Here is a 23,247-nt window from a genome sequence, read left to right as displayed (position 1 = left end):
GCGGAGCATGCGGGTCCCCTCACCGGGCTAATGTGTGCTGGGTACGGCGCGTACAGATCGCGCACTTCACTGACCGTCGGAGGGACATAGCCGTGGAGGTCAAGATCGGCGTGCAGCACGCGCCCCGCGAGATCGTTCTGGAGAGCGGTCAGAGTGCCGAGGAGGTCGAGCGGGTCGTGGCCGAGGCACTGGCCGGGAAGTCGCAGCTGCTGACCCTCGTGGACGAGCACGGGCGCAAGGTCCTCGTCCCGGCGGACCGCCTGGCCTACGTCGAGCTCGGCGAGCCGGCCCCGCGCAAGGTGGGCTTCGGCGCGCTGTAGGCACAGCATCACGAGAGGGGCCCGGCGGCCGTCCGCCGCCGGGCCCCTCTCGCTTTCCCCGAGACTTCCTCCAGGACTGTCCCGAAATCAGGACTGCCCCGGGATCAGGACTTTCTCCAGGATTTTCTCTCCACATATGGAGCACAGAGGGCACACAGAGGAGGATTGCATTCCGCAGGTCACGGGTATGACGGGCTACGACCGTGACGCGCAGTGTGGCCGTGTGGGAGGGACCCCATGTTGTTGTTCGAAGCACTCGGCTCCGCTGTGCTCGGTCTGGTGCTGGCGTGGGCCGCGCACCAGCGGCTCGGCCACCGTCTGCCCTCCCGTGCGCTGGTGCTCGCGACGGGTGCCGCCGGGGCCCTGTTCGGCGCCTTCGTCACGCACAGCGCCTTCGACCCCGGCAACGTGCTGCTGATTTTGCTCGGCGCGGCGATCGTGTCCGCCGCCTCGCTCTCCCTCCTGGTGCGCCCGGCAGGGAGACTCCGCCGACGCTCGGCGCCGGCGTGATCTCGACGGGGACGATGCAAGCGGTCCGGACGACCCGGACGACGGAGGAAGCGGAAGCTAGGCGGCGAGCCCCAGGGCGGCCATCCTCTTCGTGTGCGCCTCGGTGATCCGGGAGAACATCCGGCCGACCTCGGCGAGATCGAAGCCGTCCGCGACGCCGCCGACGAGCATCGTCGAGAGGGCGTCCCGGTCCGCGACCACCCGCTGGGACTGCGACAGCGCCTCGCCCATGAGACGCCGCGCCCACAGAGCGAGACGTCCACCCACGCGCGGGTCGGCGTCGATCGCCGCACGGACCTTCTCCACGGCGAAGCCTGCGTGCCCGGTGTCGTCCAGCACGGCCAGCACCAGCTCGCGCGAGTCCGCGTCGAGCCGGGCCGCGACCTCGCGGTAGAAGTCGCTGGCGATCGAGTCGCCGACGTACGCCTTGACGAGGCCCTCCAGCCAGTCCGAGGGCGCCGTCTGCTTGTGGAACCCGTCCAGGGCGGCGACGAACGGCTCCATCGCGTGCGTGGGCTCCTCGCCGATCTCCGTGAGCCGGTCGCGCAGCCTCTCGAAGTGGTGGAACTCGGCCGACGCCATCTTCGCCAGTTCCGCCTTGTCCGCCAGCGTGGGCGCCAGCTTGGCGTCTTCCGCGAGCCGCTCGAACGCCGCGAGTTCGCCGTACGCGAGTGCTCCGAGGAGATCGACGACCGCGGCCCGGTACTGCGGGTCCGCGGAGGCCTTGGCCCAGTCCTGGGCGGCCACTCCGGTGGGCTCGGCGGGTGCGTCGGAGGTGTTGTCAGACGTCGTCATGGAGCGCACAATAGTCGGCTTGCCGAGCCGCGGAAGTCCCTGGTCAATCAGTGTGACGACGGCTACGTGACCAAATCGGCCATCGTGTGTGCGCGATTCCGGGGTATGGTGGTAATGCGCCTGCCGAGTACTCGACGGGCCGCACGTATGAGGATGCCCGGTCGGTGGCCCGATCGGCTCCGACCCGACAGCCCTCCAAAGGCCGTACGGCACATCGCGTACGACGCTCGGAGGGACACCTCAGCGGTACGAGCGCTAGAGCGTCGGCAGAGGTCCCGTGCGTTACGGCAAGCCCGTAAGGCAGCCGACGTCCCCCGGCACGGTCCGTCTACGACCCCCGCGCTCGCCTCGCACCGCGTACACAGAAGAGGCAGCACCCTGACTACCACGTTCAGAGATCTCGGAATCCTCCCCGAGACCGCCGAGGCCCTCGACGCCGTCGGCATCACCACCCCCTTCCCCATCCAGGAGATGACGCTCCCCGTCGCCCTCTCCGGCACGGACGTCATCGGCCAGGCCAAGACCGGCACCGGCAAGACGCTGGGCTTCGGCCTCCCGCTCCTCGAGCGCGTCACCGTCCCCGCGGACGTGGAGGCGGGCCGCGCCAGGCCCGAGGACCTCACCGACGCCCCGCAGGCGCTCGTCGTCGTCCCCACCCGCGAGCTGTGCCAGCAGGTCACCAACGACCTGCTGACCGCCGGCAAGGTGCGCAACGTCCGCGTGACGGCGATCTACGGCGGCCGGGCCTACGAGCCGCAGGTCGAGGCCCTCAAGAAGGGCGTCGACGTGGTCGTCGGCACCCCGGGCCGTCTCCTCGACCTCGCGGGCCAGAAGAAGCTCAACCTCAAGCACGTCAAGTGCCTGGTGCTCGACGAGGCCGACGAGATGCTCGACCTGGGCTTCCTGCCCGACGTCGAGAAGATCATCAACATGCTTCCGGTCCGGCGCCAGACCATGCTGTTCTCGGCCACCATGCCGGGCGCGGTCATCGGTCTCGCCCGCCGCTACATGTCGCAGCCCACGCACATCCGCGCCGCCGCGCCGGACGACGAGGGCGTGACGGTCGCGAACATCTCGCAGCACGTCTACCGCGCGCACAACATGGACAAGGCCGAGATGGTCGCGCGGATACTGCAGGCCGAGGGCCGCGGTCTGGCGATGATCTTCTGCCGTACGAAGCGTACGGCAGCCGATCTCGCCGACCAGCTCAAGCAGCGCGGCTTCGCCTCCGGCGCGGTCCACGGCGACCTCGGCCAGGGCGCCCGTGAGCAGGCGCTGCGCGCGTTCCGCAACGGCAAGGTGGACGTCCTCGTCTGCACCGACGTCGCCGCGCGCGGCATCGACGTCGAGGGCGTGACGCACGTCATCAACTACCAGTCGCCCGAGGACGAGAAGACCTATCTGCACCGCATCGGCCGCACCGGCCGCGCGGGCAACAAGGGCATCGCGATCACGCTGGTCGACTGGGACGACATCCCGCGCTGGCAGCTGATCAACAAGGCGCTGGAGCTGAACTTCAACGACCCGCCGGAGACCTACTCCACCTCCGCGCACCTCTTCGAGGAGCTGAGGATCCCCGCGGGCACCAAGGGTGTCCTGCCGCGCGCCGAGCGCACGCGCGCGGGGCTCGACGCGGAGGAGCTGGAGGACCTGGGCGAGACCGGCGGCCGTGGTGCACGCGGTCGCGGTGGCCGGGGCGAGCGGGGCGGCCGGGGCGAGTCCCGGTCCGCCGACCGTGAGCGCGAGGCCCGTCCGCCGCGTCGCCGTCGCCGTACGCGCGGCGGTTCGCCGCTGGACGCGGCCCCTGCATCGGAGGCCGTGGCGGAGAAGGCGTCGTCCGGGGAGACCGGTTCCCGTTCCCTGCGCCGCCGTCGCCGTACGCGCGGTGGTGCTGCGTCCGAGCCGGTGACGGCCGCGGCCGTCGCGCCCGAGGCCGCGGAAGCCGCCGTCACCACGGCGGAGGGCCCGGCCCTGGACGCTCCCGAGACCCCGGAGAAGCCGCGCCGCCGCCGGACCCGCAAGTCCGCGGAGAGCACGCCCGCCGCGGAGACCGTCGCCGCGCAGGCACCGGTGCTCACGGAGGCTCCGGCCGTCGAGGCGCCGGCTGTGGCGGAGCCCGAGGCTGCCGTCACCAAGCCGCGCCGCCGGACCCGCAAGTCCGCGGACAGCACGCCCGCCGCGGAGACCGTGGCCGTCGTGGAGGCCCCCGCGGTTGCGGAGCCCGAGGCCCCCGCAGCCAAGCCGCGCCGCCGAACCCGTAAGGCGACGGCTGCCGCGGAGGCGGCGGTCGAGACCACCGAGGCTGCGGAGGCGAAGCCGCGCCGTACGCGCAAGGCTGCCGAGGCTGCCGTCGACACGGCGGAAGCCACCGAGGCCAAGCCGCGCCGGACCCGCAAGACCGCCGCCACCGAGATCCCGGCCCAGGCGGCCGACGAACCCGCCGCCAAGCCCCGCACGCGGACCCGCAAGGCCGCGGCTGCGGCGGAGGCAGCGGTCGACACGGCGGAGGCCGCGGAGACCAAGCCGCGCCGCACGCCCAAGACGGCCGCCACCGCCGAAACCGCCGACGAGGCCAAGCCGCGCCGGACCCGTAAGACGGCCGCCACGGCGGAAACCGCCGAGGCTGCGGAGGCGAAGCCGCGCCGTACGCGCAAGGCCGCCGAGGCTGCCGTCGACACGGCGGAAGCCACCGAGGCCAAGCCGCGCCGGACCCGCAAGACCGCCGCCACCGAGATCCCGGCCCAGGCGGCCGACGAACCCGCCGCCAAGCCCCGTACCCGCGCCCGGAAGGCCACGGCAGCCGCCGAGGTCACCGCCGACGCGGCGGAGGCGAAGCCCAGGGCGCGCCGCACGCGCAAGGCCACGGCTGCCGCGGAGCCCGCAGAGAGCTGAGCAACCGCCCAACCAACGGCCCGGCCCACCTCGTGTGGACCGGGCCGTCGGCATTGGGGCGCACTGGGGCTTCCGCCCCGTCCCCGCGCTTTGATGCACACCGGGCCCCGCCCCGGCCCGGCCCAGCCCAGCCCAGCCCAGCCCAGCCCGCCTAGCATCCGCCGGACCGTCGGCCCTGGAGCGCACCGGGACTCCGCCCGGCCCCCCGCATTGATACACACCAGGCCCCGCACCGCCCCGCCCTGCCCGACCGGCCCGCCTAGCGTGCACCGGACCGTCGGCCCTGGAGCGCGCCGAGGCTCCGCCCCGCCCAACCCCCCTCACGCGCACCGGACCGTCGGCGTCCGGGCGCACCGAAACTCCTCCCCGTCCCCGCCCGTCCGTCCCCATGTCACCCGCGCCGGATAACCTCACCCCATGAGCAGGCCCCCGACCTTCGCCCCGCCCCCCGGCGCCCGTGCGTACACGCTGCACACCGCGCGTGGGGAGTTTGCCGTTGTCGATTCCCCCCAGGCGGAGGGTGTCGCGCTCAAGGGAACCGCGTTGTTGCTGCCCGGGTTCACCGGCAGCAAGGAGGACTTCAATCCGCTGCACGAGGCGCTCGGTGAGCGTGGTTACCGGACCGTCGCGGTGGACGGGCGGGGGCAGTACGAGTCCGACGGCCCCGAGGACGACGAATCGGCCTACGCGCAGGGCGAGTTGGCGCGGGACGTGCTCGCTCAGGCCGCGGCCGTCGGCACCCCGGTGCACCTGGTGGGCCACTCCCTCGGCGGGCAGATCGCACGGGCCGCGGTCCTGCTGGACCGCTCCCCCTTCCTGTCCCTCACCCTCATGTCCTCGGGACCCGCCCAGATCTCCGTCTCCCAGCAGCAGCGCGTCAAGCTGCTGCGGGACGCGCTCGCGGTGATGAACATGGCCGAGGTCTGGGAGGCGATCCAGGCCATGGAGCCGCCCGAGGAGACCGAGACCGGCGAGCTGGACGCGGGGCTCGCCGACCAGGAGGACCTGCGCCGCCGCTGGCTGGGCAACAAGCCGGCCCAGCTCATCGCCACCGGCCGCCAGTTGTGCACGGAACCCGACCGCGTGGCCGAACTGGCCGCCACGGCACTGCCGTTCCACGTCCTTTCGGGTTCCCGCGACGACACCTGGCCGGTACCCCTGCTCGACGACATGGCGCTACGTCTGCGCGCACACCGCACGGTCGTCCAGGGCGCCGAGCACTCCCCCAACACGGACCAGCCCCGGGCCACGGCCCGCGCCTTCGCCGACTTCTGGGACCGCATCACCGCCGACGGCCAGTCCGACCAGCACCGCGGCTCCGGCTGATACTGCGCCCAGCAGCGCGCCTAGTACTGCGCCTGCAAGTGCTCCCAGAACCCGTCCCGCAGCGCCCGCCGCAGGTCCGCCTGGCCGCGCAGTGAGTACTGCAGCAGGCTCTCCGCCTCCACCAGCAGGTCCTGGTCGATGGAGCCGGGCAGATAGGGGTGGCCGGGCAGCAGCTCCGCCAGTGCCTCCCGGCCCCGCGCCGCCAGCCATTTCGCCGCGATCTGCGCGCCCACGAAGCGGACGTCCTCGCGGGCGGGCCGGGTGGCGGTGGCCTCGTAGGCGACGGCCGTACGCCGGGCGACGTACGGCTTGAAGAAGTCGAGGTCGAGGGTGCGCTGGCTGTCGACCTCCCAGAGCAGGGGTTCGGCCTGGTTGCGCCCCTCGGGGGCCTCGATGCCCCACAGGTGGACACGCGCGCCGTACCCCTGCGCCGCCTCCACGGCGGACACCAGGTCCTCGTCGCCGCCCAGCAGTGCCGCGTCGCTGATCGCCCGGTGTCTGGCCAGTGACTCCAGGTCCGATCTGATCAGTGAATCGACGCCCTTCTGCTGGTTGTTGGCGTTGAGGTTGCCCAACCGGACCTTGACGTCCGGCAGTTCGGCGATCGACTGCTGCTCGGAGGTGTGGATGCGGCGCCGTGCGCCGTCGTACCAGTAGACGCGCAGCAGCCGGCTGTCGGCGAAGATGGTGCGGGCCTTGTCGATGAGCGCCTCGATCAGGCCCTCGGAGTCGAGGTCGAAGGCCCGGCGGTCCTCCGTGCCGGCGACGAGTCGTCCCGCGGCCGCGTAGAGGTATCCCGCGTCGACGAAGATCGCATGCGTCGAGGGCGTCTTCGCCACCTCGGCGAGCATGCGCTGCAGCAGCTCGTTCGTGCGATCGATGCGGGCGTTGAGGGCCACGAGGTCTTCGTTCATCGCCTCCATTGTCCCGGCGGTCACGCTGCGAACACAACCGGTCCCGGTCAGTCTCGTGAATGTGCTTTACCGGTCAGTAGTTAGTCGTTCGAAAAATTTATTTAGCGTAGGGAATGTTTGTAACGCGCAGACCGTTGACTACGTCAGATACACAGCGCGACGAAGGGAGAGGCATGCGCTTCGAAATCATGCGACTCGACGAGGTCAACGGCACGACCGTGGACAGCACCGTCGTGGACGCCGCCTCCGTCAACCGGATCGTCCAGCAGGCCGCCGCCATCGGACAGCGACTCTGGATCCGGCCGGCCGAGGACTCGGCCGCATAACCGACGCGGATCACCCGCACAGCCTTCAGAGCCCCCGCACGGCACGTACGCCGCGCGGGGGCTCTGCGTTTCGGACGCGCGACACGACCGGCTCCCGCTCCCCCTAGGCGCCCTTGATCACCTGCGTCACGCCGTTGATGATCTGCTGCACGGCGATCGCCGAGAGCATCATGCCCGCGAGCCGTGTCACCAGGACCACGCCGCCGTCCTTGATGATCCGGATGATCAGCAGCGAGTACCGCATCACCAGCCACAGCACCACATGGATGGCCAGGATCGCCGCCCACACCGACGCCTGGGCGGCGAAACTGCCGGCCTTCTGCACGGCGAGGATCACGGAGACGATCGCGCCCGGCCCGGCCAGCAGCGGCATGCCCAGCGGCACGAGCGCCACATTGACGTCCTTGGTCTGCTTCGGCTCGTCGTTCTTGCCGGTCAGCAGGTCGAGCGCGATGAGCAGGAGCAGCAGTCCGCCCGCGATCATCAGGGCGGGCACGGAGACATGCAGATAGTCGAGGATCTGATGCCCGAGCAGCCCGAAGACGGTGATCACGCCGCCGGCGACGCAGACGGCCTGGAAGGCCATCCGCCGCTGCACCTTGCCGGGGCGTCCGGCGGTCAGCGCGAGGAAGATCGGGGTGATCCCAGGGGGATCCATGATGACGAAAAGGGTCAGGAAGAGAGAGCCGAAGACGGCGAGGTCGAACATGGTGAGCTACAGGCCTTGCGGAGGAGGACGGACGTGAAAGGGCCGGGGCGAGGGCTCAGGCCCCGCCGGTCCCCGGCACCGGGAAGGCGCCCGTCGCCCGCCGTGTGATCTCCCCGTACACCTCGGGGTCCGTGACGTTCTCGCCGAGCAGGCACGTCTTGCGGCTGCCGTGGTAGTCGCTGGACCCGGTCGCGAGCAGCCCCAGTTCCTTCGCGAGCCCGCGCAGCCGCGCCCGGGTGTCCTCGTCGTGGTCCATGTGGTCGACCTCGATGCCGTCGAGCCCTGCGGCGGCCATCTCGGCGATCGCGGACTCCGGAACCGTACGGCCTCGCTTGGCGGCGGCCGGGTGCGCGAACACGGTGACCCCGCCCGCGGCCTTGACCAGCCGGATCGCCTCGAAGGGGTCCGTCTCGTGCTTCTCGACGTAGGCCCGGCCGCCGTCGGCCAGCCAGTCCTGGGTGAAGGCGTCGCTCACGCTCGCCACGACGCCGAGCTCGACGAGCGCGGTCGCGACGTGCGGACGCCCGACGGAACCCTCCCCGGCGATCCGCCGCACCTGCTCCCAGGTGACCGGCACGCCCAGTGCGTTCAGCTTGGCGACCATGCCCTGGGCCCGCGGCACCCGGTCGTCGCGCACCAGCTCGCGCTCGGCGAGCAGCGCCGGCTCCTCGGGGTCGAAGAGGTAGGCGAGCATGTGCAGGGAGACGCCGTCGATACGGCACGACAGCTCGGCGCCAGTGACGAGCGTGAGCCCCTCGGGCAGCGCGGCGATCGCCTCGGCGTATCCACGGGTGGTGTCGTGATCGGTCAGCGCGACGACGTCCAGCCCGGCAGCGGCGGCATTGCGCACCAGCTCGGCGGGCGTGTCCGTACCGTCGGACGCGGTGGAGTGGGCGTGCAGATCGATACGCACTACGCGAACTCCAGGCGACGACGGAACGGATGAGGACGCTCAAGGATAACCAGACGTTCCGGCACCCCTGTCACACCCGCACAGCCCAAGCACCCCCTACCCACAGCCGACCTTCAGCCCTAGGGCTCCAGCAACCGCGGCGACAACGCCCCACAGGGCACGAGATCGACCTCGGCCCCCGCATCCCGCAGATCCGTCAGCACCAGCTCGTCGTACATCAACAGCCCCGACTGCTCGGGCCACACGACCGCCCACAGCCACAACCCCCGCGCCTCACCCGCGAAGACGGCCCGGTCGTCGGGACTGCCGGAGACATGCCAGAGCGGGGTGGGCCGCCCACCCGCCAACACCTTGGCCTGGGGCGGCTTCTCGACGTTCATGTACGGCCCCGGGTCCGGACCGTCGATGCCCGCGTACCGCGCGCCGAGCCCGACGCCGAGTTCCTCCGCGACCAGGATCAGCTCTCCTATGCCGCCGAGCGGTCCCGGCCCCGAGCAGGCCACCGCGGTCGCCCGGCCGCCGTGGCGGTCGTCGCCCGCGCAGGCCACTCCGGTGAACAACCAGCCGACCGGCAGGGGCCACGGCATCCACACCGGTACCTGCGTGCGATGCACCACCACGCTGAGGGCCTCGACGCTGGGCGGGATCACGGGCTGCAGCGGATGCACGGTGCCGTGCACATCGCACTGCCAGGAATCGGCGAAGAGTCCGGGAGCCCTGACCCGGCCACCACACTTCGGGCAACTGGGTTCGCCCCTCATAGGCCCCCACGGTCCTACCCCGGCTCCCCCACGTCAAGGACGATCACCCGTCGGACGGAACCCGATGAGTTAGATGTAATTTGCATTAATTAGCATCGCTAACTTACTATGTGCATACACCAACTATTACGAACGGAGCTGAGCAAGCATGGACGACCCCTTCGACGCGGGAGCGGCCGGCATCCTGCGGCAGCCGAAGGCCGTGTGGGCCACGGCCGGCGCGTCCGTCGTGGCCTTCATGGGCATCGGACTCGTCGACCCGATCCTGCCGTCCATCGCCAAGGGCCTGGACGCCACGGCCGGCCAGGTCTCGCTGCTCTTCACCTCGTACTTCCTGATCACCGCCGTGGCCATGCTGGTCACCGGCTTCGTCTCCAGCCGCATCGGCGGCCGCAGGACCCTGCTGCTCGGGCTCGCCTTCGTGGTCGTCTTCGCCGGACTCGCGGGCACCTCGGGCTCGGTCGCCGAACTCGTCGGATTCCGGGCCGGGTGGGGCCTGGGCAACGCCCTCTTCGTCTCCACGGCGCTCGCGGTCATCGTCGGCGCTGCGGCGGGCGGCAGCGCCGCCGCGATCCTGCTCTACGAGTCCGCGCTCGGCCTCGGCATGGCGTGCGGCCCGCTGCTGGGCGCCCTCCTCGGCAACCAGAGCTGGCGCTACCCCTTCTTCGGCACCGCGTTCCTGATGGCGGTCGGCTTCCTGTGCATCACGGCGTTTTTGAAGGAGCAGCCGAAGCCGGCCCGCAGGACCTCGCTGCTCGACCCCCTCAGGGCGCTCGGTCACGGCGGTCTCGCCTCCGCGGCGGCCTCCGCGTTCTTCTACAACTACACGTTCTTCACCGTGCTGGCCTTCACGCCGTTCGTGCTGAACATGACCCCGTACAGGTCGGGCGCCGTGTTCTTCGGCTGGGGCGTGCTGCTCGCCATCTTCTCCGTACTGGTGGCCCCGCGTCTGCAGGAGCGCCTCGGTTCGCTGAAGGTGCTCGGCGGCTCACTCGTACTGCTGGCCGCCGACGTCCTCGTGCTCGGCTACGGCGACCACACCACCGCCGTCGTCTGCACGATCCTGTCCGGCGCCTTCATCGGCGTGAACAACACCGTGTACACGGAACTCGCCCTCGGCGTCTCGGACGCGCCGCGGCCCGTGGCGAGCGCCGGCTACAACTTCGTGCGCTGGTTCGCCGCCGCGGCGGCGCCGTTCTTCGCGCCGAGGATCGAGGAGTGGACCGACATCCACGTCCCGTTCGTGGTCGCGGCGGTCACCGCTGTGCTGGGCGCCGCCGTCGTGCTCGTACGCCGCAGGTCACTCACGCACGAGGCCGAGGAGCTGGAGCCGCGGCACTCGGCCGAGGACAGCGTCGCCGTTTTTGCCGGCTGACGGCCAACTGACGCTTTTCGGACGCCCGTTGGTGAGCTTGCTCACTCGTCGGTCAGTCCAGCGGGACGGATGTGCGGGCCGGATCCCTGAGGTCCGTCCCGTGGGTCAGCCAGCGCTCCTGGAGGGCCTGGGCGCCGTGCACCCGCTTCCAGGCGGCCTCGTTCGGGGTCATCGGGAGCAGGGGCAGGAAGCGGACCGGGTCGAGCGGCTCGTCCAGGTCGAGGTCCTCGACCAGGCCGCCGGCCTCGGCGACCAGGACGGAGCTGAACGGCGCGCCGGGCCACAGCGGCTCACCGACGTCGAGAGATGCGCCCGGCGCCACGACCACGCCCTCCACCTGCGGGGACGCGGCGAGCACGGCGAGCGGGCGCAGCGCCTTGTCGGTGTCGGCGAGACCGCCGCGCACCGAGAGGATCAGCTCGGCCCGCGGGCCCTCGACCGGATCGGCGAGCATCGCCGTGGGGTCGCTCATCGGCTGCGCGGACATGCCGAGCGTGGCGTAGCGGACGATGTCGTCCTCGTGGAACCGGAGCACCTCGACACGGTCCGCGCCGAGGAACGTGACCGCCGCGCGGGCGTCCGGTTCACCCAGCGCGGTGCGCAACCTGGCCTCGACCAGAGGAAGAACATCAACCATGCGGCGAGCATAGAACTCGTCAGTACCGGGCAAAGCGGCGCCTTGACACTTTGGTCGGCTGATAGTCTTGCCCGGGTCGTTCGGGGCAGCACGCTGAAGCGTCGCGATCGGGTCCCGACGCCGTAGAGACTCCCTTACGAGGGACCGGCCGGAGGAGGTGGGGCTGTCATGGATCGAAGTCACCCGTGCAGTACCACTCGCTCTTCCTGCCGCTGATACAGCTGATCCGGCTCTGGCTGACCGCCGCCTTTCACGCTCATGTCTTCCTGCGGAAGAGCACTTCGTTTCCTTTTGCCTGATCTGTCTGATCTGACTCAGCAGCGAAGTACGCCACCGCGACGGTGCGGTGCTCCCCGCTTTGTGGACGTGCCAAACACCTGAAGCAGGACGTCCCCATTCCGGGCAGTTCCAGCCGTCGTAGGCGCCTTTCGTCGCCTGACACGAAGGAGCCAGCCATGTCGATGATCCGTGACCTCCGCGCCGCGGTCCGGCCGTCCCGCATCTCCCTGCGCAAGGAGACCGGGCCGTACGACACGACTCGCGACCCCTCGACGCCCTCCGCCGTCGTCGACTGCGCCGTCTACCGCGACGGCGCCCGCGTCGACAGCGGCAGGCCCCTGACCCCGCACGAGGCGATGCGCCTGGTGCGCCGCGACGGGGGCTTCGTGTGGATCGGTCTGCACGAGCCGACGGAGGCCGAATTCTCCGGTATCGCCGCCGAGTTCGGGCTGCACCCGCTGGCCGTGGAGGACGCCGTCCAGGCCCACCAGCGGCCCAAGCTGGAGCGCTACGACGACACCCTCTTCACCGTCTTCAAGACCATCCACTACGTCGAGCACGACCGGCTGACCGCCAACAGCGAGGTCGTCGAGACCGGCGAGGTCATGTGCTTCACCGGACGGGACTTCTTCATCACCGTCCGGCACGGCGGCCAGGGCTCGCTGCGCGCCCTGCGGCACCGGCTGCAGGACGACCCCGAGCTGCTCGCCAAGGGCCCCTCGGCGGTGCTGCACTCGATCGCCGACCATGTCGTGGACGGCTATGTGGCGGTCGCCGACGCCGTGCAGGACGACATCGACGACGTCGAGACCGAGGTGTTCTCGCCGGGCCGCCGCGGTGGTGTCTCGCGCGGTGTGGACTCGGCGCGCATCTACCAGCTCAAGCGCGAGGTGCTGGAGTTCAAGCGGGCCGTCTCGCCGCTGCTGCGCCCCATGCAGCTGCTGAGCGAGCGGCCGATGCGGCTGATCGACCCCGACATCCAGAAGTACTTCCGGGACGTCGCCGACCACCTCGCCCGCGTGCAGGAGCAGGTCGTCGGCTTCGACGAGCTGCTCAACTCGATCCTCCAGGCCAACCTCGCGCAGGCGTCCGTGGCGCAGAACGAGGACATGCGGAAGATCACGTCCTGGGCCGCGATCATCGCCGTACCGACGATGGTGTGCGGGGTCTACGGCATGAACTTCAAGTACATGCCGGAGCTGCACGCGAAGTACGGCTACCCGGTGATCATGAGCATCACGGTCTGCATCTGTCTGGGCATCCACCGCACGCTCAAGCGCAACGGCTGGCTATGAGGGTGCCTGGATAGGCTGAGCCCATGACAAGCGAGCTGCTCGACCAGGCCCTCGTCGAGGAGGCCACCAAGAAGTCCGGCCTCGTCTGGGTGGCCGGTCCCGGCGTCCCGGCGCGTGCGCTGTGGCATGTGTGGCACGAGGGCGCCGCCTGCGTGGTCGGCGACGGCCCGGACGAGCAGCCGCTGCCGGGGCTGACCGACGGGGGCTCGGCCGAGGTGACGGTCCGCAGCAAGGACAAGGGCGGCCGGCTGGTGGCCTGGCAGGCCAAGGTGGTCGAGCTGGCACCGGAGTCGGAGGAGTGGGCGGCCGCGGTGGCCGAGCTGAAGGGCAAGCGGCTCAACGCCCCCGACGGCGAGGCCATGACCGGGCGTTGGGCGCGTGAGTGCCGGGTGCTGCGCCTGGAGCCGACCGGGACGACGACGCCGTTGCCCGACGGCAGTCTGGCCGAGGCGCCGCTGCCGACACCGGCCACGACACGCCGGCCCATGCCCGCGGCGCTGCACCGGCTGCTGCTGAAGAAGAGGCGACGCCGCTGAACCGGGCGGTGTGAGGAGCCGGGCGGTGTCAGGACGTCGGCAGCTGCTTGCCGTAGTCCACCGTCTCGTTCTTCTTCGGCTCGTTCAGGGCGAAGTCCTCGCCCCAGGCCGAGAAGGCGATCGTTCCGGCGCCGCCCGCCCGCTCCAGCCGGAGGGGGTACGGCTTGCCCTCCAGCGAGACGTCGAGGGTGCCGCCGGAGCCCTTGTCGCCGGTGATGCGGATGGTGCGGGTGCCCGACTGCTCGTGATGGCCGTCCGTGGCGAGCGGGCCGTGCAGGCTGAGCAGACCGTCGAGGAGGACGTCCATGTCCGTGAAACCGCTGAACTTCTTGTACGCGGGATCGCGCTGCGGCACCTTCACGTACTTGCCATCGAGCTTGCTCACGGACGTCTTGTCGTCGTCGCCGTCCGCGTGGTTCCAGAAGCTCGCGTCCGCCTTCAGATACAGCTGCTCGCCGATCCGCAGCAACCCGAAGGCCACCCCGTCCGAGGTGACCGAGCCGCTCGCGCCCTCCGACTTCAGCCGCATGTCGAGCTTGTACGTGTGCCCGTTGGTGACCACGTTCCCGGCGAGACGTACGGAGTCGGCGGACTCGGCGGCCGCCCGGGTCTTCGACTGGATCTTGTCGGCCGGCAGCTTGCCGACGCCGTTCGTGCCCGCGTCCGGGTCCTCACTGCAGCCTGCCAGCAGCCCCGTCACGACCAGTGCGCACATCGCTCCCAGCAGCGCGGGCCGGCGGATGGGGCCCTGGGCAATCGCAGTCACAGAAGGGGCTGCCTTTCCGTCGTGGGAGGTAAGCGGCGTACGGCAGCGTACCGGGGGTACGAGGGCCCGGCGGAAGCAGTCCGTCCGGACCCCCTGTCAGGGCGGACCCGATCGGTACGAGCTAGCCTGAAGCCCATCCGAGCGGGCAATTCGAAAAAAGCACCACACCCGTCGACAAGCACTGCGAAACACCCCGCAAGGAAAGGAGGCGCAGCCATGGCAGCGGGCGCCCCCCGGATCTTCGTCTCGCACCTCGCCGGTGTCGCCGTCTTCGATCCGAACGGTGATCAGGTGGGCCGCGTGCGCGATCTGGTCGTCATGCTGCGCGTCGGCCGGCGGCCTCCGCGTGTGCTCGGGCTGGTCGTCGAACTGCCCACACGGCGCCGCATCTTCCTGCAGATGACCCGGGTCACCAGCATCGAGTCGGGCCAGGTCATCGCGACCGGTGTGCTCAACGTCCGCCGCTTCGAGCAACGCCCCACCGAACGCCTGGTCTTCGGCGAGCTGCTGGACCGCCGGGTCACGCTCACCGACACCGGCGAGGAGGTCACCGTCCTCGACCTGTCGGTGCAGCAGCTGCCGGCCCGCCGGGACTGGGAGGTCGACCGTGTCTTCGTCCGCAAGGGCAGGCGCAGCGGCGCCTTCCGGCGCGCCAAGGGCGAGCAGCTGACCGTCGAGTGGTCGGCCGTCACCGGCTTCTCCCTGGAGGAGCACGGACAGGGCGCCGAGAACCTGCTCGCCACCTTCGAGCAGCTGCGCCCCGCCGACCTCGCCAACGTGCTGCACCATCTGTCGGCCAAGCGCCGGGCCGAGGTCGCCGCCGCGCTCGACGACGACCGGCTGGCCGACGTGCTCGAAGAGCTGCCCGAGGACGACCAGATCGAGATCCTCGGCAAGCTGAAGGAGGAGCGCGCCGCCGACGTCCTGGAGGCCATGGACCCCGACGACGCGGCCGACCTGCTCGCCGAACTCCCCGAGGAGGACAAGGAGCGGCTGCTGAGCCTGATGCAGCCCTCCGACGCGGCCGACATGCGGCGTCTGATGGCGTACGAGGAGCACACGGCGGGCGGTCTGATGACGACCGAGCCGATCGTGCTGCGGCCGGACGCCACGGTCGCCGACGCGCTCGCCCGGGTCCGCAACCGCGACCTCTCCCCCGCACTCGCCGCCCAGGTCTACGTCTGCCGCCCGCCGGACGAGACGCCGACCGGCAAGTACCTCGGCACCGTCCACTTCCAGCGGCTGCTGCGCGATCCGCCGTACACCCTGGTCAGCTCGATCATCGACGACGATCTGCAGACCCTGGCCCCCGATTCCGCGCTGCCCGTCGTCGCCGGGTTCTTCGCGGCCTACGACATGGTGGCGGCGCCCGTGGTCGACGAGGCCGGGGCGCTGCTCGGCGCGGTGACCGTGGACGACGTACTGGACCACATGCTGCCCGACGACTGGCGGGAGACGGAGTTCCATCTGGAGGAGGGCGAGGGGGTGGGTGCCCATGACGCCTGAGCGGGAGGGCACGCGTGAGCGCACGCCCGCGGGGGCGACGGCCGCCTCGCGCCCGCGGGCCCGGCTCGACCAGCCGCGGGCGCCACGCCGCCGACTCATCCCCGAGTGGGACCCGGAGGCCTTCGGGCGGCTCTCGGAGCGCATCGCGCGCTTCCTCGGCACGGGGCGGTTCATCGTCTGGATGACGGTCGTCATCGTGCTGTGGGTGGTGTGGAACGTCTTCGCGCCGAGCGTCCTGCGCTTCGACAACTACCCGTTCATCTTCCTGACCCTGATGCTGTCGCTGCAGGCCTCCTACGCGGCCCCGCTGATCCTGCTCGCGCAGAACCGGCAGGACGACCGCGACCGGGTCAACCTCGAACAGGACCGCAAGCAGAACGAGCGCTCCATCGCCGACACCGAGTATCTGACCCGCGAGATCGCCGCCCTGCGCATCGGCCTGGGCGAGGTCGCCACCCGTGACTGGATCCGCTCGGAGCTGCAGGACCTCGTCAAGGAGCTGGAGGAGCGGCAGGACGGTCATCACGGGCATGTCGTATTCCCGGCAGAACGGTCCCACGGACGTGACGTAGACGACCGGTGACGGGCATCCCGGGCTCGCCGCGCGGCGCCGTACCATCGACCCTATGGCTAGCGAAGACGCGGTGCGCGAGGCACTGGCGACGGTGAACGACCCCGAGATCAACCGACCCATCACCGAGCTGGGGATGGTCAAGTCGGTGGACATCGGCGCGGACGGGACGGTCGCGGTCACCGTGTACCTGACGGTCTCCGGCTGCCCGATGCGCGAGACGATCACGCAGCGCGTGACGGACGCGGTCTCGGCGGTCGAGGGCGTCTCCCGCGTCGACGTCACCCTCGACGTGATGAGCGACGAGCAGCGCAAGGAGCTGGCGACCGCGCTGCGCGGCGGCCAGACCGAGCGGGAGGTGCCCTTCGCCAAGCCCGGCTCGCTGACCCGGGTCTACGCGGTCGCGTCCGGCAAGGGCGGCGTCGGCAAGTCCTCGGTGACGGTGAACCTGGCGGCGGCCATGGCGGCCGACGGACTGAAGGTCGGTGTCGTCGACGCCGACATCTACGGCCACTCCGTGCCGCGCATGCTGGGCGCCGACGGCCGTCCCACCCAGGTCGAGAACATGATCATGCCGCCTTCGGCCAACGGCGTGAAGGTCATCTCCATCGGCATGTTCACCCCGGGCAACGCCCCGGTGGTCTGGCGCGGCCCGATGCTCCACCGCGCCCTGCAGCAGTTCCTGGCGGACGTCTACTGGGGCGACCTGGACGTCCTGCTCCTCGACCTGCCGCCCGGCACCGGCGACATCGCCATCTCGGTCGCCCAGCTGGTCCCGAACGCCGAGATCCTGGTCGTCACCACCCCGCAGCAGGCGGCGGCCGAGGTCGCCGAGCGGGCCGGCTCCATCGCCGTGCAGACCCACCAGAAGATCGTCGGCGTCGTCGAGAACATGTCCGGCCTGCCCTGCCCGCACTGCGGCGAGATGGTCGACGTCTTCGGCACCGGCGGCGGCCAGACGGTGGCGGACGGCCTGACCCGTACGACAGGTGCCACGGTCCCCGTCCTCGGCGCCATCCCGATCGACGTCCGCCTGCGCGAGGGCGGCGACGAGGGCAAGCCGGTCGTGCTCAGCGACCCGGACTCCCCGGCGGGCGCCGCCCTGCGGGGCATCGCGGGCAAGCTCGGCGGACGGCAGCGCGGCCTGTCGGGCCTGTCCCTGGGGATCACGCCGAAGAACAAGTTCTGACCACAGCGAAGGGGCGCCGCATCCGTGCGGCGCCCCTTCGTCATACGTATGCAGTCATGCGTACGCCTTGATCCGTCTACGCGTACGCCTTGATCTCCTTGATCATGGCGAAGCCGAGTCCGTACGCGCTCATGCCTCTGCCGTACGCCCCCACATGGACCCCCTCGGAGGTGGACCCGGCGAGCACCCACCCGAACTCGGACTCCCGGTAGTGGAAGGGCGTGGGAACGCCGTCCACCGGCAGGGAGAGCGTCGACCACTCGGGGCCCGTCAGATCGTCCGCCAGCGCCCACGCGGTCTCCGTCTGCTGCTCCAGCCAGTCGTCGCGCAGGGAGTGGTCCATCTGTCCGGGCCAGGTGAAGGACAGCAGCCCCACACCGGCCAGCCAGGCCGCCGAGGAGACCGACGTGGCCTCCAGCAGCCCCGTGCCGTCGGCGCTGCGCCGCACGGGGCTCGCGGCGACGGTCACCACGACCGCGAACTTCTCCCGCGGCTCGTCGCCCGAGCCGACCGCATACTCGTTCTTCACGGAGGGCTCGTCGCCGTGTCCGAGGGAACCGTGCTCGACGGCTCCGTCGGCCGCCGTCCCGACCTGCATTAGCCAGCGCGGCCCCGTGAAGGCCTCGTCGAGGCCGTACCACGGGAAGGGCGCCAGCAGGTAGCCGTCGACCGTGCGCCGGGTCGAGGGGAGCGGTCCGCCGCCCTCTGTGCCCGGCGCCTGCGCGACTGCCTGACTCGTCGTCTCCATGTGCCCGGACGCCTCCTCGTTCTCGTCGGACCGCAGCGGCCCGCCCCCCATCGGGCGGCGTTACTTTTTCGCATGCGGCCCGCACAACAACTCGGCAGCATAGCCACCCCACTCCGGAGCGCAGGGAAATCGCCCGGCGCGTGGGTCGCACCGAGGGGCGGGATCAAGCCGTGCAAAGGCGTCCCGGAGTATGAAACGCATCACGTCCGGCGCACGTGGGCAGGGCGGACGCACGACCCGGGTGGTGTGCGCTCAGGTGGCGTCCGCGTCGAAGGGCGGGCGGTCGTCTTCCTCGGGCTTCTTGGTCATGTCGACGCGGCCGCCGGAGGACGACGAGCCGGACGAGGAGGACGGCGTCTCGGTCTCGCGGCCGTGCACCGCGTCCGTGACCTCGGCCATCTCCTTCTTCAGGTCGAAGCCGTTGCGGATCTCCTTGAGCCCCAGGTCGTCGTTGTCCAACTGCTTGCGGATGAACGTCTTGGGGTTGAGGTCCTCGAACTCGAAGTCCTTGAACTCCGGGCCCAGTTCCTGCCGGATGTCGTCCTTGGCGCTCTCCGAGAAGTCCCGGATCTTGCGGATGGTCCGCGTGACGTCCTGGATGACCTTCGGGAGCTTGTCCGGACCGAAGACGAGCACGGCAAGGACAACGAGCGTCACCAGCTCGAGCGGTCCTATGTCATTGAACACCTGAAGCTCCTCGCGAGTCCCTCGGTCCTCGGCCCTCGGTGGTCTGTGCGGGTCTTCCGTGGTCCGGGCCGGATCCACGGTACCCGGCCACCCCGTACGACCGGTACTGTCCCGGGCGTTCCGAGTGCGGTCGCGTGGGCGGTTTTGGGGGATGTTTGCCTTGTGGGAGCCCAGGTGGGGCCGCGACAGGACGTCCGCACTGTGACTTTTTGTGATGTGCGTCCACGGTCATGGGCCGCCCTCCGCGGTCATCGGTCGCCGTCCGAGGAGCCGAGCACCAGTGAGATGCGCCGTTCCTTGCCGTCGCGCCGGACGGTCAGCTCCAGATGGTCGCCGGGGCGGTGGGCCCGGGTCTTGACGATCAGTTCCTCGCCGGAGTGCACGCGCTGGCCGTCCACCGCGGTGATGACGTCGCCCGCCTTGAGGCCGGCCTTCTCGCCCGGACCGCCCGCGGTGACGGCGGGGCCGCCGCCCTCGGCCTTCGTGCCGACGCGGGCGCCGTCGCCCGTGTAGTTCATGTCGAGGGTGACGCCGATGACCGGGTGGGTCGCCTTGCCGGTGTTGATGAGTTCCTCGGCGACGCGCTTGGCCTGGTTGACCGGGATGGCGAAGCCGAGCCCGATGGAGCCGGCCTGGCCGCTGCCGGAGTCCGGACCCTCGTCGGCGGACCGGATGGCGGAGTTGATGCCGATGACCCGGGCCGCGCTGTCGAGCAGGGGGCCGCCGGAGTTGCCGGGGTTGATCGGCGCATCGGTCTGCAGGGCGTCGACGTACGACACGTCGCTGCCGTCGGCGCTGTCGCCGCCCGCCGTGATGGGCCGTTCCTTGGCGCTGATGATGCCGGAGGTGACGGTGCCCTCCAGGTCGAAGGGTGCGCCGATGGCGACGACGGGGTCGCCGACCTGGACGTTGTCGGAGTTGCCGAGGGGCATCGGCTTGAGTCCGCGGACATGGCCGACCTTGACCACGGCGAGGTCGTAGCCGCTGTCCCGGCCGACGACGGTGGCCTTGGCCGTGTCGCCGCTGTTGAAGGTCACCGATATCTGGCCGGTGGAGTCGGCGGCCGGTTCGACGACATGGTTGTTGGTGAGGATGTGGCCCTGGGGGTCGAGCACGAAGCCCGTGCCGGTGCCGGACTCCTCGGCGCCCGTGACATGCAGCGTCACCACGCTGGGCAGGGCCCGCGCGGCGATCCCGGCGACGCTGTCCGGAGCCCGCCCCGCCGGCTCCTTCCCGGCCTGCGGAAGCTCTACGGCCCCTATGCCTCCGTTGCGCTCGAGCTGCGCGCCGATGACCCCGCCGACCCCACCGGACACCAGCGCCAGCGCCACCGCTCCCCCGACGAGGGCCCGCCGCACGCGCCGTCGCCGCTTGTCCTTGCTCTCGACCGCGGCGCCGTTCTGCTGGAGGGGGGTGGAGGACCAGGGGTCGTAGTTCTGCCAGGGGGTGGGGGGTGCGGTGGGCCCGGGGGCCACGGCTGCTGGGGCCGGGGGCGGGGCTACGTGCGGGGCGGGGGCTTGCGGGACCGGGCTGTGCGGGGCCGGGGCTTGCGGAGCCGAGCCGTGCGGGGCCGGGGCTTGCGGGGCCGGTGTCGGCATGGCGTGCGCCTGCGGCGGCGCCGGGGCCGGGGCCGGTGGTGGTGTCGGTATCGCGGTGCCGGCGGCCGGTGTGGTCGCCGGGTGCTGTACGGGTGGAGCGGGCGCCCAGGGGCCGGGCTCGCCGTACGGCGGGGTGCTGTAGGGGTCGGGGTCGTGCAGGGGCTTGGGGCGCTCCGCGGCGGGCTGCGGCGCGGGGCTGTCCAGCACGAAGTCGCCCTCGCCGCCGTCCGGGCCCGGCCGGCCCGGCTGGTCCGAGCGGTCCGACCGGTCCGGCACCGGGGAGACCTCCGGAGCGGCGACCTCGTGCGGGCTGCGCAGTTCGAAGTCACCGCCGGAGTCACCGTCGGGGGCGGACTCACCGGAGCCGGGCTCACCGGAGTCCCGCTCACCGGCGCTCACCGGCCGCTCCAGCTCATAGTCCCCGTCCCCCAAAGAGCCCGGCCGGCGTGGACGGTTCCACCACTTCGGCTTTGTGGGCTTCCCCTCGTTCATGCGCTCCCCACAGCTGGCCACGGCACGGCACGTCGGCGATGGCCTCAGTTGTCGACTCCGCGCACGGCGTGCTGCCGTGGGCGCGGTCCCACCCTGGATTCAACCAGGTTCACGGGCCGTGGCGCAGAGGCCGGTCAGCGGGAGGTGCCGGGTGAGGAGGATGCGGCGGTCGAGTCGGGGACGGGCGCGGCGAGCAGGCCCGCGGACGGGGCCTCGGGAGCTGTGGACCAGGAGGTCAGGGTGAGCGGAGGGGTGGCGTCGAGCGGACGTATCAGCGGGGACATCGCTGCGGCGCCCGCCATCACGGGGGTGGTCAGCGTGGGCACGCTCTGCCGGCGGGCCTGCCCCGCGGCGGCCGGGCTCGGCACTCCCGGGAGCAGCGGCGCGGACACCTCGGTCGGGGCGACCGGGGCGTCACCCAGCTGCTGCTGACCCTGTGCGAGCAGGGGGCCCACGCCACGGCGACGCTGGGAGTCGGGGGCCGTCGCGGCGCCCGTCCCCTGCGTACGCGCGGGCGTCACATTGCTGCCCGCGCCCGCACCGCCGCGGGCGTCCGCGGTGTCGGTGGCCGTGCCGGCCGTGACACCGCCCAGCGCGATCGCGGCGAGCGAGACCGCACCGGCGGCGGCGAACGCGAACCGCATCCCGCGCGAGGCCGACCGCTCGGACTCGTGGCGGCTGACGTCATGGATACGGAAGCCGCGGTCCGCGGACGGCGGAAGGACCGGCGCGTGCGCGGACGAGGCGGGGACGTAGCCGAACTCGAAGGGCTCGTCGCGCTTCACGCCGAAGACTCCGGTGAGGGCAGGCCGTCCGGAGAGTCCGCCGGGCAGGCCTCCCCCGCCGAACGGCGAGCCACCGCCGTCCGGGTCACCTCCTGCGGGGAGCCCCTGCAGCCGCGCCAGGAAGCTCTCGGAGGGCGGCGGCGGGGCCGCTTCCGCGAACACGTTCTTCAGCTGTCGCTGCGCGTCGGCCTCCGCCTTGCACTTGGCGCAGGTGGCCAGGTGGGCGAGGACCCGCTCGCGCGTCTCATGACCGAGCTCTCCGTCCACCAGGGCGGAGAGTCGGTCTCCCAGGTGCTGCTCGGCCAGCCGCCTCTCGGCGGGGGTGGGTCGTGATCCACTCACGCGGTCGCGCCCCCTCCCCCCAGAGCGGGCACACGGGCCGCGAGGGAGCGGCGCTCGGTCGTCCGGGTCTGCGGCGCACGGTGCGCCAGGGCCTTGCGCAGCTGCGAACGGCCGCGGTGGATCCGGGAGCGGACCGTGCCGAGCTTGACGCCGAGGGTCGCGGCGATCTCCTCGTACGACAGTCCTTCGATGTCGCACAGGACGACCGCGGCGCGGAACTCGGGCGCGAGGGTGTCGAGGGCCTGCTGGACGTCCGCGTCGAAGTGCGCGTCGTTGAAGACCTGCTGCGGTGACGGCTCGCGGCTGGGCAGCCGCTCGGCGGCGTCCTCGCCCAGCGCGTCGAAGCGGATGCGCTGCTTGCGGCGGACCATGTCGAGGAAGAGGTTGGTGGTGATGCGGTGCAGCCAGCCCTCGAAGGTGCCCGGCGTATAGGTCGACAGGGAGCGGAAGACTCGGACGAAGACCTCCTGGGTGAGGTCCTCCGCGTCGTGCTGGTTACCGGTCAGGCGATAGGCCAGGCGGTACACACGGCCGCTGTGGGTGCTGACGATCTCCTCCCAGGTGGGCGGAGTCCACGCCTGCCCGTCCGCGTCGGTGGAGAAAGTCGCGGTCTGGGCCTGGTCAGCGGCGTGGCTGTGGTCAGCAGCGGTGTCGTTCACGGATTTCGGCCTGCCCGCCGATCCGAGGAAGCGCCTGAGCGCTCCTCCCCGATCCCCGTTGGGCGCGGCCGCACCTCCCCTATCAACTCTGGTGGTGTCCAGTGGAGCCCCTACCATAGCCACCTCGCCCGTTAGGACCGGATAAGCGGTTTTACGAGAATTTGATCTGGGCTGATACCCCTCGGACCCCTGCGTCTGCAGTTGCTCGGGAACCTGCCCCTCATCGTGATCCAACCGTGTCCCCCCGCTGTCGTCTCCACCCCTCTAAACGCCCGGTCCCATCTGCGGGTTCCCGGGCCCAACGGATACAGTCACG

Annotated in this window: 23 protein-coding genes; 11 read left to right on the top strand and 12 right to left on the bottom strand. The window is 71.2% G+C overall.

The window, feature by feature from the left end; genetic code table 11:
* Positions 1-92 precede the first annotated feature (92 nt).
* Together MQN93_RS25035 and MQN93_RS25030 are read left to right on the top strand one after the other, a co-directional pair.
* Positions 93-320: a DUF3107 domain-containing protein gene (locus MQN93_RS25035; RefSeq protein ID WP_016437848.1), complete on the top strand. Its 228-nt coding sequence runs from the start codon at positions 93-95 to the stop codon at positions 318-320.
* A 237-nt stretch (positions 321-557) separates the two neighbouring features.
* Positions 558-830 carry a hypothetical protein gene (locus tag MQN93_RS25030; RefSeq protein WP_016437847.1) on the top strand — a complete coding sequence of 91 codons (273 nt, stop codon included), beginning with the start codon at positions 558-560 and terminating at the stop codon, positions 828-830.
* Positions 831-887: 57 nt separating this feature from the next.
* Here MQN93_RS25030 and MQN93_RS25025 read toward each other — a convergent pair whose 3' ends face one another.
* A complete protein-coding gene (locus MQN93_RS25025; RefSeq protein WP_016437846.1) occupies positions 888-1,625 on the bottom strand; it encodes a ferritin-like fold-containing protein in 738 nt (245 codons plus the stop codon).
* Between the two features lie 471 nt (positions 1,626-2,096).
* Here MQN93_RS25025 and MQN93_RS25020 point away from each other — a divergent pair, with 471 nt between their 5' ends.
* Both MQN93_RS25020 and MQN93_RS25015 read left to right on the top strand, forming a co-directional pair.
* Positions 2,097-4,517, top strand: coding sequence for a DEAD/DEAH box helicase (locus MQN93_RS25020; protein WP_242711356.1), 2,421 nt, complete (start codon positions 2,097-2,099; stop codon positions 4,515-4,517).
* 417 nt (positions 4,518-4,934) lie between these two features.
* Positions 4,935-5,843, top strand: coding sequence for an alpha/beta fold hydrolase (locus tag MQN93_RS25015; protein WP_242711355.1), 909 nt, complete (start codon positions 4,935-4,937; stop codon positions 5,841-5,843).
* Positions 5,844-5,863: 20 nt separating this feature from the next.
* On the opposite strand, the gene MQN93_RS25010 is transcribed toward MQN93_RS25015, so the two are convergent.
* Complete coding sequence (locus MQN93_RS25010; RefSeq protein ID WP_016437843.1) at positions 5,864-6,757, bottom strand: NYN domain-containing protein; 894 nt, start codon at positions 6,755-6,757, stop codon at positions 5,864-5,866.
* Positions 6,758-6,930: 173 nt separating this feature from the next.
* Here MQN93_RS25010 and MQN93_RS25005 point away from each other — a divergent pair, with 173 nt between their 5' ends.
* The gene (locus MQN93_RS25005; protein WP_016437842.1) at positions 6,931-7,083 is read left to right on the top strand and encodes a DUF8834 family protein; all 153 of its coding nucleotides are present in this window, start codon (positions 6,931-6,933) and stop codon (positions 7,081-7,083) included.
* A 103-nt stretch (positions 7,084-7,186) separates the two neighbouring features.
* Here the strand turns inward: MQN93_RS25005 and MQN93_RS25000 are convergent, their stop codons facing one another.
* The 3 genes from MQN93_RS25000 to MQN93_RS24990 form a co-directional block, all read right to left on the bottom strand.
* A complete protein-coding gene (locus MQN93_RS25000; RefSeq protein ID WP_016437841.1) occupies positions 7,187-7,792 on the bottom strand; it encodes a MarC family protein in 606 nt (201 codons plus the stop codon).
* Positions 7,793-7,847: 55 nt separating this feature from the next.
* Complete coding sequence (locus tag MQN93_RS24995; RefSeq protein ID WP_242711354.1) at positions 7,848-8,705, bottom strand: PHP domain-containing protein; 858 nt, start codon at positions 8,703-8,705, stop codon at positions 7,848-7,850.
* Positions 8,706-8,824: 119 nt separating this feature from the next.
* Positions 8,825-9,466: a DUF6758 family protein gene (locus MQN93_RS24990; protein WP_016437839.1), complete on the bottom strand. Its 642-nt coding sequence runs from the start codon at positions 9,464-9,466 to the stop codon at positions 8,825-8,827.
* A gap of 148 nt (positions 9,467-9,614) precedes the next feature.
* Here MQN93_RS24990 and MQN93_RS24985 point away from each other — a divergent pair, with 148 nt between their 5' ends.
* The gene (locus tag MQN93_RS24985) at positions 9,615-10,841 is read left to right on the top strand and encodes an MFS transporter (RefSeq protein ID WP_242711353.1); all 1,227 of its coding nucleotides are present in this window, start codon (positions 9,615-9,617) and stop codon (positions 10,839-10,841) included.
* Between the two features lie 52 nt (positions 10,842-10,893).
* On the opposite strand, the gene MQN93_RS24980 is transcribed toward MQN93_RS24985, so the two are convergent.
* The gene (locus tag MQN93_RS24980; protein WP_016437837.1) at positions 10,894-11,478 is read right to left on the bottom strand and encodes a suppressor of fused domain protein; all 585 of its coding nucleotides are present in this window, start codon (positions 11,476-11,478) and stop codon (positions 10,894-10,896) included.
* A gap of 455 nt (positions 11,479-11,933) precedes the next feature.
* Between MQN93_RS24980 and MQN93_RS24975 the strand changes: the two genes are divergently transcribed.
* Both MQN93_RS24975 and MQN93_RS24970 read left to right on the top strand, forming a co-directional pair.
* Positions 11,934-13,052 (top strand): magnesium and cobalt transport protein CorA, encoded by a 1,119-nt coding sequence (locus MQN93_RS24975; protein ID WP_242711352.1) that lies wholly within the window; start codon positions 11,934-11,936, stop codon positions 13,050-13,052.
* 23 nt (positions 13,053-13,075) lie between these two features.
* Positions 13,076-13,588: a hypothetical protein gene (locus MQN93_RS24970; RefSeq protein WP_242711351.1), complete on the top strand. Its 513-nt coding sequence runs from the start codon at positions 13,076-13,078 to the stop codon at positions 13,586-13,588.
* A gap of 28 nt (positions 13,589-13,616) precedes the next feature.
* Here MQN93_RS24970 and MQN93_RS24965 read toward each other — a convergent pair whose 3' ends face one another.
* Positions 13,617-14,354, bottom strand: a complete 738-nt coding sequence (locus tag MQN93_RS24965) for a hypothetical protein (protein WP_242711350.1) — start codon at positions 14,352-14,354, stop codon at positions 13,617-13,619.
* A gap of 216 nt (positions 14,355-14,570) precedes the next feature.
* Between MQN93_RS24965 and MQN93_RS24960 the strand changes: the two genes are divergently transcribed.
* The 3 genes from MQN93_RS24960 to MQN93_RS24950 are packed head-to-tail and all read left to right on the top strand — an operon-like array spanning position 14,571 to position 17,620.
* The gene (locus MQN93_RS24960; protein WP_016437833.1) at positions 14,571-15,860 is read left to right on the top strand and encodes a magnesium transporter MgtE N-terminal domain-containing protein; all 1,290 of its coding nucleotides are present in this window, start codon (positions 14,571-14,573) and stop codon (positions 15,858-15,860) included.
* On the top strand, positions 15,850-16,443 hold the full coding sequence (locus MQN93_RS24955) for a DUF1003 domain-containing protein (RefSeq protein WP_016437832.1): 594 nt from the start codon (positions 15,850-15,852) through the stop codon (positions 16,441-16,443). Before MQN93_RS24960 ends, MQN93_RS24955 begins: the two co-directional genes overlap by 11 nt.
* A gap of 43 nt (positions 16,444-16,486) precedes the next feature.
* Positions 16,487-17,620, top strand: a complete 1,134-nt coding sequence (locus MQN93_RS24950) for an Mrp/NBP35 family ATP-binding protein (RefSeq protein WP_016437831.1) — start codon at positions 16,487-16,489, stop codon at positions 17,618-17,620.
* A gap of 76 nt (positions 17,621-17,696) precedes the next feature.
* On the opposite strand, the gene MQN93_RS24945 is transcribed toward MQN93_RS24950, so the two are convergent.
* From MQN93_RS24945 to sigE, 5 genes are all read right to left on the bottom strand, one after another.
* The gene (locus MQN93_RS24945) at positions 17,697-18,368 is read right to left on the bottom strand and encodes a hypothetical protein (RefSeq protein ID WP_234024486.1); all 672 of its coding nucleotides are present in this window, start codon (positions 18,366-18,368) and stop codon (positions 17,697-17,699) included.
* Between the two features lie 252 nt (positions 18,369-18,620).
* Entirely contained in the window at positions 18,621-19,055 is a 435-nt protein-coding gene (locus MQN93_RS24940; RefSeq protein WP_242711349.1) for a sec-independent translocase, read from the bottom strand.
* Positions 19,056-19,303: 248 nt separating this feature from the next.
* Positions 19,304-21,145 (bottom strand): trypsin-like peptidase domain-containing protein, encoded by a 1,842-nt coding sequence (locus MQN93_RS24935; protein ID WP_242711348.1) that lies wholly within the window; start codon positions 21,143-21,145, stop codon positions 19,304-19,306.
* Positions 21,146-21,279: 134 nt separating this feature from the next.
* Positions 21,280-22,272 carry an anti-sigma factor gene (locus tag MQN93_RS24930; RefSeq protein WP_016437827.1) on the bottom strand — a complete coding sequence of 331 codons (993 nt, stop codon included), beginning with the start codon at positions 22,270-22,272 and terminating at the stop codon, positions 21,280-21,282.
* The gene (gene sigE, locus MQN93_RS24925) at positions 22,269-23,048 is read right to left on the bottom strand and encodes an RNA polymerase sigma factor SigE (protein WP_016437826.1); all 780 of its coding nucleotides are present in this window, start codon (positions 23,046-23,048) and stop codon (positions 22,269-22,271) included. The genes MQN93_RS24930 and sigE overlap by 4 nt, the downstream gene beginning before the upstream one ends.
* Positions 23,049-23,247 lie beyond the last annotated feature (199 nt).

Origin of the sequence: Streptomyces spinosisporus, from assembly GCF_022698145.1 — a bacterium.
GTDB lineage: Bacteria > Actinomycetota > Actinomycetes > Streptomycetales > Streptomycetaceae > Streptomyces > Streptomyces spinosisporus.
Note: the sequence above shows the minus strand (reverse complement) of the source record. Positions and strands in the feature narration are given on the sequence as shown.

What these genes read in the sequence shown, in the direction of transcription:
- MQN93_RS25030 (WP_016437847.1), top strand. Translation starts at nt 558, where the DNA reads ATGTTGTTGTTCGAAGCACTCGGCTCCGCTGTGCTCGGTCTGGTGCTG.
- MQN93_RS25025 (WP_016437846.1), bottom strand. Translation starts at nt 1,625, where the DNA reads ATGACGACGTCTGACAACACCTCCGACGCACCCGCCGAGCCCACCGGA.
- MQN93_RS25020 (WP_242711356.1), top strand. Translation starts at nt 2,097, where the DNA reads ATGACGCTCCCCGTCGCCCTCTCCGGCACGGACGTCATCGGCCAGGCC.
- MQN93_RS25015 (WP_242711355.1), top strand. Translation starts at nt 4,935, where the DNA reads ATGAGCAGGCCCCCGACCTTCGCCCCGCCCCCCGGCGCCCGTGCGTAC.
- MQN93_RS25010 (WP_016437843.1), bottom strand. Translation starts at nt 6,757, where the DNA reads ATGAACGAAGACCTCGTGGCCCTCAACGCCCGCATCGATCGCACGAAC.
- MQN93_RS25005 (WP_016437842.1), top strand. Translation starts at nt 6,931, where the DNA reads ATGCGCTTCGAAATCATGCGACTCGACGAGGTCAACGGCACGACCGTG.
- MQN93_RS25000 (WP_016437841.1), bottom strand. Translation starts at nt 7,792, where the DNA reads ATGTTCGACCTCGCCGTCTTCGGCTCTCTCTTCCTGACCCTTTTCGTC.
- MQN93_RS24990 (WP_016437839.1), bottom strand. Translation starts at nt 9,466, where the DNA reads ATGAGGGGCGAACCCAGTTGCCCGAAGTGTGGTGGCCGGGTCAGGGCT.
- MQN93_RS24985 (WP_242711353.1), top strand. Translation starts at nt 9,615, where the DNA reads ATGGACGACCCCTTCGACGCGGGAGCGGCCGGCATCCTGCGGCAGCCG.
- MQN93_RS24980 (WP_016437837.1), bottom strand. Translation starts at nt 11,478, where the DNA reads ATGGTTGATGTTCTTCCTCTGGTCGAGGCCAGGTTGCGCACCGCGCTG.
- MQN93_RS24975 (WP_242711352.1), top strand. Translation starts at nt 11,934, where the DNA reads ATGTCGATGATCCGTGACCTCCGCGCCGCGGTCCGGCCGTCCCGCATC.
- MQN93_RS24970 (WP_242711351.1), top strand. Translation starts at nt 13,076, where the DNA reads ATGACAAGCGAGCTGCTCGACCAGGCCCTCGTCGAGGAGGCCACCAAG.
- MQN93_RS24960 (WP_016437833.1), top strand. Translation starts at nt 14,571, where the DNA reads ATGGCAGCGGGCGCCCCCCGGATCTTCGTCTCGCACCTCGCCGGTGTC.
- MQN93_RS24955 (WP_016437832.1), top strand. Translation starts at nt 15,850, where the DNA reads ATGACGCCTGAGCGGGAGGGCACGCGTGAGCGCACGCCCGCGGGGGCG.
- MQN93_RS24950 (WP_016437831.1), top strand. Translation starts at nt 16,487, where the DNA reads ATGGCTAGCGAAGACGCGGTGCGCGAGGCACTGGCGACGGTGAACGAC.
- MQN93_RS24945 (WP_234024486.1), bottom strand. Translation starts at nt 18,368, where the DNA reads ATGGAGACGACGAGTCAGGCAGTCGCGCAGGCGCCGGGCACAGAGGGC.
- MQN93_RS24935 (WP_242711348.1), bottom strand. Translation starts at nt 21,145, where the DNA reads ATGAACGAGGGGAAGCCCACAAAGCCGAAGTGGTGGAACCGTCCACGC.
- sigE (WP_016437826.1), bottom strand. Translation starts at nt 23,048, where the DNA reads ATGGTAGGGGCTCCACTGGACACCACCAGAGTTGATAGGGGAGGTGCG.